Genomic DNA, 13,239 nt, shown 5'->3' on the forward strand with positions numbered 1-13,239 from the left:
CCACCGATGCCAGAGAAATTATTAACCTTGGCTGAGTCTCGGTGGTAATCAGGTAATATTTTATGTAATTGAGATAAATACATACTGAGTCTTTATTTTTAAGTTAATAGAATACTATCGGCCTATTATATATGAGTCAACATCAAGCCTTGTTTTAGATCATTAAAAAATAAAGAAATGAATTATTTTATATAAGAAAAAAGAATTAAATAATTGCTATTACTCATTATGTTGTATAAATAAAAAAGGGAAGCATATTGCTTCCCTTAATTTTTATCTTTAATCAGTTAATTAACCGTATAAACGTTTAGCCTCAGCGACATCTTTAACTTGTTCGATGCGTTTCAGTACACGACCTAACACTTCTAAATCTGTTAATTCAAGTTCAAAGTCCATGATTGACATTTGCTTTTTATAATCGACTCGGCTTTTCATTCCCGCTACTTTCACTTTTTCATTCATTAAAGTATTGGTTAATTCTTTCAATAAACCATTACGCTCAGAAGCAGTTACACGAACGGTAATTGTATAGTTACCGACAAAACCGCCGCCCCAAACCGTATCAATAATACGCTCTGGCGCATGATGGCGAAGCTCTTCAAGCTGCTCGCAATCCATACGATGAACAGAAATACCACGGCCTTGTGTAACAAAACCTTGAATATCATCGCCAGGAATAGGCTGACAACAACGAGCAAGGTGAGTCATCAGATTATCAACTCCTTCAACAACAACAGCATCACGTTGCGGTTTTTTATGGCTTGTTGCTTGCTTATTGCTCGCCTCTGATAATTTCTCTAAAAGTTGCTGATCTTCTTCTTCCGCGGTTGGTTTATTTACTAACGCATTAATATGGTTAATCACCTGATTAATACGTAAATCCCCACTTCCAATCCCCGCATATAGCTCTTCAGGCGATTTCACATTAAAACGTTTTGCTGCATAATACTGCGCATCTTTTAATGTTGCATGAATTTTTACCAGCTCTGCTTCTAAGATCTCTTTACCCGCAATAATATTCTTATCACGATCTTGCTTACGGAACCATGCATGCACTTTGGCACGAGCACGGCTAGATGTAACAAATCCTAAATTCGGATTTAACCAATCTCGTGACGGATTCGGCTCTTTTTGAGTAATGATCTCAACTTGATCGCCCATTTGAAGATGATAAGTGAAAGGGACAATACGTCCTTCTACTTTGGCACCAATACAACGGTGACCCACTTCTGAGTGAATATGATAAGCAAAATCAAGCGGTGTCGCATTCGATGGCAAATCAACCACATCCCCTTTGGGTGTGAAAGCATAGACGCGATCATCAAATACCTGACTACGAAGCTCATCTAGCATTTCGCCAGAATCTGACATTTCTTCTTGCCATGCAAGTAGTTTACGTAACCAATTAATTTTCTCATCATAAGCGGTTTGTGCGCCACCCGATGCCGTACCCTCTTTGTATTTCCAGTGCGCAGCAACCCCTAACTCAGACTCTTCATGCATTTGTTTAGTACGGATCTGAATTTCAATCGTTTTACCTTCAGGGCCAAGTACTACGGTATGAATCGACTGATAACCGTTCGGTTTTGGGTTGGCAACGTAATCATCAAACTCTTTTGGTAGGTGACGATATTTAGTATGTACAACGCCTAGTGCGGCGTAGCAATCTTGTAGCTCTTCAGCAACAATACGCACTGCTCGAACATCAAAAAGTTCATCAAATTCTAAACTTTTCTTCTGCATTTTTCGCCAAATGCTATAAATATGCTTAGGTCGGCCTTGCACTTCTGCCCGGATATTTGATGCTTGCATTGCTTCTGATAAATCATCAACAAAGTGTGTGATGTAATCTTCACGATCAATGCGACGCTCTGATAACTGCTTAGCGATTTGCTTATAGGTTTCAGGGTGTTGGTAGCGGAAAGCATAATCTTCAATTTCCCACTTAAGCTGACCAATACCTAAACGATTCGCTAAGGGGGCATAAATGTTTGCACATTCTTGCGCTGCAGATCGGCGTACTTCATCTGGCTGATCTTTAACTTCACGTAAATTACAGATACGCTCAGCTAGCTTTATAACCACGCAACGGAAGTCATCAACCATCGACAGTAACATGCGTCGAATATTGTCCACCTGCGCGGTTTGCGCGGTTTCTTCTGCCGTTGATTTTAACTGGCTGATCGCACACATTTGTTCAACACCTTGAACTAAATGTAAAATTGTCCCGCTATATTCATCTTTTAACGCTTCATGACTGTAACAACCGCCTTCCACTAATGGATATAACATGGCTGCGATCAGCGTATCGGCATCCATACTCAAGGTGACAAGGATTTCCACTAGTTCACGACCACGCCACAACAGTAGCGGACCGTTTTCTTGTTCAGCGACAAGTTCAATACAGCGCTGATATGTTCCTTCTATCCGACTCGATACTTTCGCATCTTGACGTAAACTTTCGACCCACGAGACAAGCTCAAATGTGGTATTTTCCTTTAAATGCGCACCGCGAACTGCGACCATGTTTCTATCCTGTTTTCTCTGAATACCGATGATTGTCTTACATCACATTGCTATTTTTTTTATTGTGACTAGCTCTTAACAAACAACGCCATTGATTCTAAATGCCCTGTATGAGGGAACATATCCATCATACCAAGACGTGCCAACTTATACCCTTGTTGCAGCAACATTTGACTATCACGTGCCAATGTCGCTGGATTACATGATACATAGACCACTTTGCTTGGCGCTAAATTTACAATATGTTGCATCACACCAGCAGCCCCTGCTCGTGCTGGGTCTAATAAAATTTTATCAAATTGCTCTTGCGCCCACACTAGTTTCGTTACATCGTCATCTAAATTTGCTTGATAAAATGTTGCATTATCTAGACTATTTTCCACCGCATTAGCAGTAGCGCGCGCCACCATTTCATCAACCCCTTCGACACCCACAACCGCTTTCGCTTGTTTTGCCAGTGGAAGGCTGAAATTACCTAGCCCACAGAATAAATCTAACACCCTATCTTGTGGCTGAACATCAAGCCAATTTATCGCTTGCTCAACCATTTTAATGTTAACGTCTCGATTCACCTGAATAAAATCTTTTGGTGAGAACGTCAGCCTTACATCGTCAATATCGTAGTACGGCTGCTCACCTAACACATGGTCAAGCTCATCTGACGATGGCGCTAAAAATAGCATTAATGCATGTTCAGTAGCGAAAGCTTTAATCGCAGCAAGATCGTTGTCATTAAATGGCTGCAAATGACGAATTAACAAGACGCGACCATTATCTGCATTGACTAGCTCTATATGGCCTATATGCTTACGTCCTTTAAGGTTACTTAACAATTGACGTAATGGCGGTAATAACTGATTAAGTGGGGCTGCAAGCACAGGACAAGCACTGACATCAACAATGTCTTTACTCTGCTTTTTGCGAAAGCCAAAGACCATTTTACCATTGGGTAGCATACGGACACTAAAGCGTGCACAGCGACGATAATGATCACTTTGACCAACAATAGGCTCAACCTGTGTTGCATCGCCTTTTTCTGTGATTGCAAATTTCGCCATTAATTCACTTAACGCCTGCTGTTTGGCGATAACTTGACCTTGATGGGATAAATGTTGCAAGTTACAACCGCCACACTGGTCATAGATTGGACAATGAGGTTTAATACGCGCAGCGCTGTCTTTTAAACGTTTGATCACGCGAGCTCGGGCATAATTTTTTTTGTCTTCCGTCAATTGTACAACAACGGTTTCATCGGGTAATGCACCATCAATGAAAACGGGTTTATTGTTCAAATGGCCGATGCCAGCACCGATATGATCTAAACGGCTGATGGTTATTTCTTTATGCTTGGTATCGGTTTTACGTTTTTGAGGCTTAAAAAAGCGTGCCATAAAATTTTGCTCACTGTTCAGGCATTGAGTATTTGTCGAATAGCACCGAATTATTTAATCTAGTGCTACTGATGGGAGCTAATTCTCCCATAGATTTGTCTGCTTGTAATTAAGAGAACCATGACCAGATATGGACTTCGTGCCAGAGTATTTACTCTGACATTAGCACCTACACTTATAATCGGCTTATTATTAAGCGCTTTTTTCACCATGAGTCGTTATCAGGATCTGGAACATCAGCTGATTTCTACAGGTGCAAGCATCATAGAACCTTTAGCTATTTCAGCTGAATACGGCATGACAGAAAAAAACCGAGAAGCAATTCGTCGGTTGATTGGTTATACCCATAGAAAGCATTCCGACATCATCCGCAGCATTGCGGTATTTGATAATCATAACCATATTTTTGCCACATCTAACTTTCATCGTAATTTTGATTCCTTCATGTACCCTGAAGGCAAACCTATTCCGCGGCTACTAGATACTCAGTTAACCGATAACACCTTAATATTACGTGCACCAATTCTTACCGAAGGTCAATTTGGTACCAATGTTGGTAGCGATGTTCGCGGTAAAGCCCTTGGCTATATCGCTATCGAACTGGATCTCAGTACGCTACGTCTACAACAATACCAAGAAGTGTTTACCGCCTTAATGGTGTTATTACTGGGCTTAACCCTGTCATCACTGTTTGCGTATCGCTTGATGCAAGACGTGACACAACCGATCTCTCATATGATCAGTGTGGTAGATAGAATACGTCGTGGCCACCTTGATATTCGAATTGAAGGCCGATTGTTAGGCGAATTAGATACCCTGAAAAACGGTATTAACGCCATGGCAATTTCGTTGTCGGAATACCACATTGAAATGCAACAGAGCATTGATCAGGCAACATCCGATTTACGTGAAACGTTAGAGCAGCTAGAAATTCAGAACGTTGAATTAGATATTGCGAAAAAGCGTGCGCAGGAAGCGGCTCGGGTAAAATCAGAGTTTTTAGCCAATATGTCTCATGAGCTACGCACACCGCTAAACGGAGTCATTGGCTTTACCCGACAAATGCTGAAAACCAAATTAAATACTAGCCAGAAAGATTACTTATTAACGATTGAGAATTCAGCCAATAACCTGCTGACCATCATCAATGACATTCTCGATTTCTCAAAACTCGAAGCGGGTAAACTGTTACTGGAAAATATTCCTTTCGACTTTACAGACTCGCTTGATGAAGTCATGCGTTTACTGGCGCCAAGTGCCCACGAAAAAGGCCTAGAGCTGACACTGAAAATTGACGATCGTATTCCAGCAGGTTTAATTGGTGATCCATTACGTATTCAGCAAGTGGTCACTAACTTAATTGGTAATGCAGTTAAGTTTACCGAGCATGGCAATATTGATGTCTCTGTCGAGTTAAAATCCGATGTGGATAATAATATCGCCCTACAGTTTATGGTCCGTGACACAGGTATTGGTATTTCAGAGCGTCAACAAGCGCAATTATTCCAAGCATTTAGTCAAGCTGACGCCAGTATTTCTCGTCGTTATGGCGGCACAGGATTAGGCTTGGTGATCACCCAGAAACTGGTGAGCCAAATGGGAGGCGAAGTCAGTTTAACTAGCCGCTTACACCAAGGTTCAACCTTCTGGTTCACAATCCATATGAACAAAACGGACCTACCTGTATCACAACCGATTGATACCACTTCATTACAAGGTAAGTCATTACTATTGGTTGAAGCCAATATGCAAGCAGCATCAGTTATTCAGCAACGTTTAATGCTCGCCGGCATACATGTTACATACCGAGCAAGCATGCCTGATGATATTGACCATCATGATTTTGCTTTACTGTGTCTGTCGCCAGGAGAACAACCACCATTACCTGTCATACTCAATAACGTATTTAAAGCCGAGCAAACAGCAGATAAGGTGCTAGTTTGCTTACCAACAACAGAGCTTGCGTTATCAGAAAAACTCACTCAAACCGGTGTTTATGCCTGCTTAGGTAAACCGCTTGCACAACGTAAACTGTTTGAAGCGTTATGTGACAATGATGACGAACAACTTAGCGAATTAGAAGTGCCACTATTGCCTACTGTTGTTGAAAAACTGCAACCTCTTACCGTGATGGCAGTAGACGATAACCCAGCAAACTTAAAGCTGATTTCAGCTCTGCTTGGCGAACGTGTTGAAACGGTCATTACCGCAACCGGCGGTAAAAAAGCCGTCGAGTATGCAAAGAATAAAGCCTTTGATTTGATCTTTATGGATATTCAAATGCCTGAAATGGATGGTGTAACAGCCTGCCAGAAAATCCATGACACCGCATTGAATCATAATACGCCAGTGATTGCTGTTACTGCGCATGCTATGGCGGGAGAGCGTGAGCGTTTAATTAATGCAGGCATGGATGATTACCTCACCAAACCGATTGAAGAGCATATTCTGCAGCAAATTTTAGCCAAATGGATTGCGCCAACAGCGTCACAAATAACCCCATCACCTGAAAATAGAGCGCCAGTAACGCTTGAAGGACAAGTGAGTGATATCGCTCCAGTAACAAGCAATAACAACGTCAGTTTTGATTGGGATTTAGCGTTAAAACAAGCGGCAGGAAAAGTTGATTTAGCTCATGACATGCTACAAATGCTGCTTGATTTCATGCCAGAAGTAGAAATGCTAGTAAATGAGGCATTAGATGGTAAAGATGTTGAACTCTGGCCACCTATCCATAAATTACACGGTAGCTGCGCTTATAGCGGTGTTCCACGTCTGAAGAATTTATGTTTGGAAATTGAAACCGCACTTAAAGCTAATGCCACTTTAGCCGATGTTGAACCAGAGCTATTAGAGCTGATTGATGAAATGGATAACATCGTAAAAGCGTCTAAAGACTATCGAAACTAACCTGTTTTTGTTTTAAAACAGATAAGCTAACGATCAAAAAAGCGGTAGATAATATATCTACCGCTTTTTATTTATTCATGCAAAAAAATTAAAACCGATTTAACGTTCTAAAATGACCGTTGCCACCGCATAGTGACGCTCATCAGCAATAGTAAGATGAACATGATTCACTCCCATCGCTCGCGCCAGTTCATTGGCTTTACCTGATAAACTCAGTAATGGCTTACCACGCCCATCATTTGTAACGGTAAAATCATGAAAAGAGACGCCGCACGCAATACCAGTACCGAGTGCTTTTGATGCCGCTTCTTTGACCGCAAAACGTTTTGCTAAAAAGCGCCCTTTTAGTTTTAATTGCTGAAATTGCTCAAGCTCAGAGCGAGACAGTATTTTCAGAGCAAACGCATCGCCCGAGCGAGCAAACACTTTTTCAACGCGCTCAATTTCAGCAATATCTGTCCCTAAACCGACAATCGCCATTAGTTAGCCACGCGCTTCTTGCATAAGTAAACGCATATCAGCCACAGACTTTTCTAACCCATCAAACATCGCTCGCCCCATAATTGAGTGACCAATGTTTAGCTCGTAAAGTTCTGGCAATGCCGCTATCGGTTTAACATTATGATAGGTTAAACCATGTCCAGCATTTACTTTAATACCCAAATTGTGAGCGTAACTTGCGCCTGCTGCAATCTTTTTCAGCTCATCCGACTGTGCTTCTTCAGTTGTAGCCTCGGCGTATTGTCCAGTATGAAGTTCAATAAACGGTGCGCCACATGTATGAGCTGCATCAATTTGCGCGCGATCAGCATCGATAAACAGAGACACTTTGATCCCAGCTGCGGTGAGTTTTTCTGTTGCCGCTTTTACTTTCTCAAGCTGACCTGCCACATCCAAGCCACCTTCAGTGGTTAACTCTTCACGCTTTTCAGGCACTAGGCAAACATATTCAGGTTTAACCTCTAACGCAATTGCCACCATTTCATCCGTGACGGCCATTTCTAAATTCATGCGAGTTTGGATCGTCTCACGTAGAATACGCACATCACGATCATTTATGTGGCGACGATCTTCTCGTAAATGAATCGTAATGCCATCAGCACCTGCTCGCTCTGCCACTTCTGCGGCATGAACCGGATCTGGGTAACGTGTACCTCGAGCATTACGTAATGTCGCAATATGATCGATGTTCACACCAAGTAATATGTTGTTCATGTTCCGATTCTCCTTCCTCGCGGGATAAACAATTCCCGGCTTTTTAATGGCTTAGAACCAAGATACGGTTTTAAGGCCATCCTTGTAAATCGTTTTGCTGCGCGCAACTGCTCAGGGGTTTCAAATCGCCTCGCGGCAATGGCTTTTAATTCATTACCACGAAAAGTTAATAAACCAATTTTCATTGAGGCAATAAAGCCCTGCTGCTCACGATAGTTATAGGTCATATCATCTTCAACACCTAACCCGCTGCCAGCGCAATGAAGAAAATCAATCCCGTAGCCTAGATGATGCAGCAACGAAAGCTCGAAGCGACGCAAAGCAGGCTCTGGGTTATCCGCTTGTGCTAGCTCTCGAAGCACATTCAAATAATCCAGAAACAACTGTGGATAAGGAGTATGGTTGCCCAATACTCGTACCAGTATTTCATTTACATACATTGCTGAATATAAAATATAGCTACGTAAGGGTAAACCAATACTGATAGGTTCGGCATGAGTAAGAACAGGCATCGCACCTTTGCCACTCCACTTCATAAATAAGGGAGTAAAAGGTTGGAGTGTGCCTTTTAGATTAGAACGCTTACGACGAGCGCCTTTAGAAAGAAGAGTAAGACGGCCATGATCCTCGCTAAATACATCAAGGATCAGGCTCGTCTCACTATAGGGACGAGAATGAAGGACAAAACAACGCTGTAGCCCTTCCATTACTACCCTTATAAGTCGTCGATGTAACCAAGGCTACGCAGTGCACGTTCGTCATCTGCCCAACCTGATTTCACTTTAACCCAAAGTTCAAGGTAAACTTTACGTTCAAACAAGTCTTCCATGTCTAAACGCGCTTCGCGCCCTATCACTTTGATTTTATCGCCACCTTTACCAATCACCATTTTCTTCTGGCCTTTACGTTCAACCAGAATCAAACCATTGATATCGAAACCATCTGTTTCAGGGTTGTAATCGAATCGCTCGATTTCAACTGTCACAGCGTATGGCAATTCATCACCCGTAAAACGCATTAGCTTTTCACGGATAATTTCAGAGGCCATAAAGCGTTGAGAACGATCAGTTACGTATTCTTCAGGGAAGTAGTACTCACACTCAGGTAAGTGCTGACGTACGATTTTCTCTACTGCATCAATGTTTGTACCATGCTTTGCTGATACCGGAATCACATCAACAAATTCCATCTTACTTGCAAGCTCTTGCAAATGAGGGAATAGTTCATGCTTGTCTTTTACGTTATCAACTTTATTCACTAACAATACCGTTGGTAACTGGCTCTTCGCCAGCTTGTTTAATACCATCTCATCATCAGCAGTCCACATGGTGCCATCAACTAAAAACAATACTAATTCAACATCGGTTAATGAACTGCTTGCAGCACGGTTCATTAAACGGTTAATTGTGCGTTTTTCTTCGATGTGTAATCCTGGAGTATCAACATAAACAGCTTGATAGCCGTCACGTGTATCTACCCCCATAATACGGTGGCGCGTGGTTTGTGGTTTACGAGAAGTAATAGATAACTTCTGTCCCACTAAACGGTTTAGCAAGGTTGATTTACCGACATTCGGTCGACCAACAATGGCAATAAAGCCACAATGTTGTTTATCTGTCATGATTCCAACTGATTTAGTGCAAGTTCTGCTGCTGCCTGCTCTGCCTTGCGCCGACTGCCGCCTTTGCCGATCACAGGCTTATCCAAACCTGTTACGTCACATTGTACCGTGAACTCTTGATTATGAGCTTCACCTTGTACCTTAGTTACAGTATATGCAGGTAGCGGTAAACGACGACCTTGTAAACACTCTTGAAGACGTGTTTTTGGATCTTTTTGATTGATGCCTGGCTCAATCGTATCAAGACGAGTTTTATACCAAGCCAATACGATACTACGTACTTGCTCAACATCGCTATCTAGATAAATCGCGCCAATGATTGCTTCAACACAGTCAGCAAGAATTGAATCGCGGCGGAAACCACCACTTTTTAACTCGCCTGGGCCTAATAACAAATGGTCGCCAAGTTCGAATTCACGACCTAGCTCTGCCAATGTTTTTCCACGGACTAATGTTGCACGCATTCGGCTCATATCACCTTCATCCACTGAAGGAAAACGGTGATATAAGTCATCAGCAATAACAAAACTTAAAATAGAGTCGCCTAAAAATTCTAGACGCTCATTGTGGGTGCCATTAGCACTGCGGTGTGTCAGTGCTAATGTCATCAACTCACAATTATTAAATTGGTAGCCCAGCTTGCGCTGAAGCCTATTCGCTGGAGTTGTCATTTTCTCTCGATTATTTAATGCTACCGATACGGTTGAAACGTACACCGGTAGGGATCCAAGATGGAAGTAAACTATCTGCTTTACGATCAAACTCGAAGCTGATCCAAATAGCTACCGCCTTGCCAACAAGATTCGCTTCTGGCACAAAGCCCCAGTAACGACTGTCGGCACTATTGTCACGGTTATCACCCATAACAAAATAGTTTCCTTCAGGTACAACCCATTCGCCAACACCTGGACGTGGTTCGTATGCCATACGGCGATCACGACGTAATGGGTTGATCAAAATATGGTGATCAACATCACCCAGTTGTTCTTTAAACTCGACTAAACGTGCCATACCTTGTTTAAAGTCACTGTCAGTCATATCGGTTAATTTAACCGGCTTACACACTGATGTGCCTTTCGGTTGGATACACAGTTGTTTATCTTCACTGTAACGAACCGTATCACCAGGTAAGCCAACAACACGTTTAATGTAATCAATCTTAGGTTGTGGTGGAAATTTAAACACCACTACATCGCCACGCTTTGGTTCACCGGTATTTACGATTTTATCGTGGAAAACAGGATCGCGTAGGCCATAGGCAAATTTTTCTACCAGAATGAAATCACCTACATATAAGGTCGGTAACATTGATTCTGATGGAATTTGAAAAGGTTCATAAATAAAAGAGCGGAATACCATGATCAACGCAATCACAGGGAACATTGAACTTGCAGATTCAACCCATGCTGGTTGTGGCGCAACACTTTCTAGCGTTTTAGCATCAACTTGACCACCGGATTGCTCTGCTGCTGCAGCTATTTTTAATTGGCGCTTCGGTGCCCATAGAAACTTATCAAGTGCCCAAATGATCCCTGTTACTAGCGTGGCTAGTACCAGAATCAAAGAAAATGTGTTTGCCATGTTATTCCTTATGTTTAACCCGACCAACAAAAAGAATGTTGATCTGCTCTGCCCCATTTAGAGCGTCAGAGTAAAAGAAAGTGCCATTTAATTAATAAATAAGCACTTTCTAATCGTTTTTGAAGCTTGCTAGCTAAAGATAATTATTTATCTTTGCCCACATGAAGAATCGCTAAGAATGCTTCTTGAGGCAGTTCTACGTTACCGATCTGCTTCATACGTTTCTTACCTTCTTTCTGTTTCTGCAACAGTTTCTTCTTACGACTAATATCACCGCCATAACACTTAGCGATTACGTTTTTACGTAATTGCTTCACGGTAGAACGAGCAATAATATGCGTACCAATCGCGGCTTGAATTGCAATATCAAACATCTGACGAGGAATGAACTCTTTCATTTTCTCAACAACATCACGACCACGAGACTGTGAGTTATCTTTGTGAGTAATGATAGCAAGTGCATCAACACGCTCACCATTAAGAAGAATATCAACACGTACCATGTCTGATTCTTGGTAACGCTGGAAATTGTAATCCAGTGATGCATAACCACGAGATGTTGACTTCAAGCGATCAAAGAAATCCAGAACCACTTCTGACATCGGAATATCATAAGTCAGTGCGACTTGATTGCCGTGGTAAACCATATCAACCTGCACACCACGCTTTTCAATACATAAGGTAATAACGTTACCTAAGTATTCACTTGGTACCAGAATATTACAGCGAGCAATTGGCTCACCCATAATTTCGATATCATTCACAGCTGGCAGTTTAGCTGGGCTATCAACGTACAACATTGTGCCGTCTGTTTTCTTCACTTCATACACTACTGTCGGTGCTGTTGTGATCAGGTTGAGATCATATTCACGTTCTAGACGCTCTTGGATAATCTCCATATGAAGCATGCCCAAGAAACCACAACGGAAACCAAAACCTAATGCAGACGAGCTTTCTGGCTCGTAGAACAATGACGCATCATTCAGGCTTAATTTACCTAGTGCATCACGGAAGTTTTCGTAGTCATCAGATGAAACAGGGAATAGGCCTGCATATACCTGAGGTTTCACTTTCTTAAAGCCCGGTAGCGCGGTTTCACAACCACCTTTTGCAAGCGTTAAGGTATCACCTACAGGTGCGCCAAGAATATCTTTAATACCACAAACAACCCAACCAACTTCACCAGTATTTAGTTCGGTTGTATCAATTTGTTTTGGTGTAAAGATACCTAATCGGTCAACACCCCAGATTTGACCTGTGGTCATGACTTTAATCTTGTCATTTTTCTTTAGTTTACCGTTCTTGATACGAACTAAAGAAACAACACCTAAGTAGTTATCAAACCATGAGTCAATGATCAGCGCTTGTAATGGCGCATCTGGATCACCTTCAGGCGCAGGAATAGCTTCTACAATCTTTTCAAGAACATCGTCAACACCTAAGCCTGTTTTCGCTGAACAGCGAACAGCATCGATAGCATCGATACCAACAATGTCTTCAATTTCTTCTGCTACACGCTCAGGCTCAGCCGCAGGCAAATCAATCTTATTTAAGATCGGCACTACTTCTAAATCCATCTCAATGGCAGTGTAACAGTTAGCAAGCGTCTGAGCTTCAACGCCCTGACCCGCATCAACCACCAGCAATGCGCCTTCACAAGCCGCAAGCGAACGAGAAACTTCGTATGAGAAGTCTACGTGTCCAGGTGTATCGATAAAGTTTAATTGATAAGTTTCACCATCTTTAGCCGTGTAATCGAGCGTCACGCTCTGGGCTTTGATAGTAATACCGCGTTCGCGTTCAAGATCCATAGAATCTAACACTTGTGCAGCCATTTCTCGATCAGAAAGGCCGCCACAAACTTGAATTAGACGGTCGGATAAGGTCGACTTACCATGGTCGATATGTGCGATAATCGAAAAGTTACGAATGTGCTTCATGAATGGCGTGACTAGCTCGTGATTAAAATGAATGGGATCTTACGATCAAGTTGTC

General features: G+C 42.1%; 10 protein-coding genes. 1 reads left to right on the plus strand and 9 read right to left on the minus strand.

Annotation, left to right across the window (positions count from 1 at the left end):
* Positions 1-291: 291 nt before the first annotated feature.
* Positions 292-2,526, minus strand: a complete 2,235-nt coding sequence (relA, locus tag I3259_RS15770; protein ID WP_238030548.1) for a GTP diphosphokinase — start codon at positions 2,524-2,526, stop codon at positions 292-294.
* A gap of 68 nt (positions 2,527-2,594) precedes the next feature.
* A complete protein-coding gene (gene rlmD, locus I3259_RS15775) occupies positions 2,595-3,917 on the minus strand; it encodes a 23S rRNA (uracil(1939)-C(5))-methyltransferase RlmD (protein ID WP_238030550.1) in 1,323 nt (440 codons plus the stop codon).
* Positions 3,918-4,037: 120 nt separating this feature from the next.
* On the opposite strand from rlmD, the gene barA reads away from it, so the two are divergent.
* Positions 4,038-6,827: a two-component sensor histidine kinase BarA gene (gene barA, locus I3259_RS15780; protein WP_238030552.1), complete on the plus strand. Its 2,790-nt coding sequence runs from the start codon at positions 4,038-4,040 to the stop codon at positions 6,825-6,827.
* A gap of 99 nt (positions 6,828-6,926) precedes the next feature.
* On the opposite strand, the gene acpS is transcribed toward barA, so the two are convergent.
* From acpS to lepA, 7 genes are all read right to left on the minus strand, one after another.
* Positions 6,927-7,307, minus strand: a complete 381-nt coding sequence (acpS, locus tag I3259_RS15785; protein ID WP_238030554.1) for a holo-ACP synthase — start codon at positions 7,305-7,307, stop codon at positions 6,927-6,929.
* 3 nt (positions 7,308-7,310) lie between these two features.
* Entirely contained in the window at positions 7,311-8,042 is a 732-nt protein-coding gene (pdxJ, locus tag I3259_RS15790) for a pyridoxine 5'-phosphate synthase (RefSeq protein WP_238030556.1), read from the minus strand.
* Complete coding sequence (gene recO / locus I3259_RS15795) at positions 8,039-8,749, minus strand: DNA repair protein RecO (RefSeq protein WP_238030558.1); 711 nt, start codon at positions 8,747-8,749, stop codon at positions 8,039-8,041. The genes pdxJ and recO overlap by 4 nt, the downstream gene beginning before the upstream one ends.
* 8 nt (positions 8,750-8,757) lie before the next feature.
* Positions 8,758-9,663: a GTPase Era gene (era, locus tag I3259_RS15800; protein ID WP_005371444.1), complete on the minus strand. Its 906-nt coding sequence runs from the start codon at positions 9,661-9,663 to the stop codon at positions 8,758-8,760.
* Complete coding sequence (rnc, locus tag I3259_RS15805; protein ID WP_005371443.1) at positions 9,660-10,334, minus strand: ribonuclease III; 675 nt, start codon at positions 10,332-10,334, stop codon at positions 9,660-9,662. The genes era and rnc overlap by 4 nt, the downstream gene beginning before the upstream one ends.
* A 10-nt stretch (positions 10,335-10,344) precedes the next feature.
* The gene (gene lepB, locus I3259_RS15810; RefSeq protein ID WP_238030559.1) at positions 10,345-11,244 is read right to left on the minus strand and encodes a signal peptidase I; all 900 of its coding nucleotides are present in this window, start codon (positions 11,242-11,244) and stop codon (positions 10,345-10,347) included.
* Positions 11,245-11,387: 143 nt separating this feature from the next.
* Positions 11,388-13,184, minus strand: coding sequence for a translation elongation factor 4 (gene lepA, locus I3259_RS15815; RefSeq protein WP_238030560.1), 1,797 nt, complete (start codon positions 13,182-13,184; stop codon positions 11,388-11,390).
* Positions 13,185-13,239: the final 55 nt, after the last annotated feature.

Origin of the sequence: Photobacterium sp. Ph5, from assembly GCF_022129445.1 — a bacterium.
Classification (GTDB): Bacteria; Pseudomonadota; Gammaproteobacteria; order Enterobacterales; family Vibrionaceae; genus Photobacterium.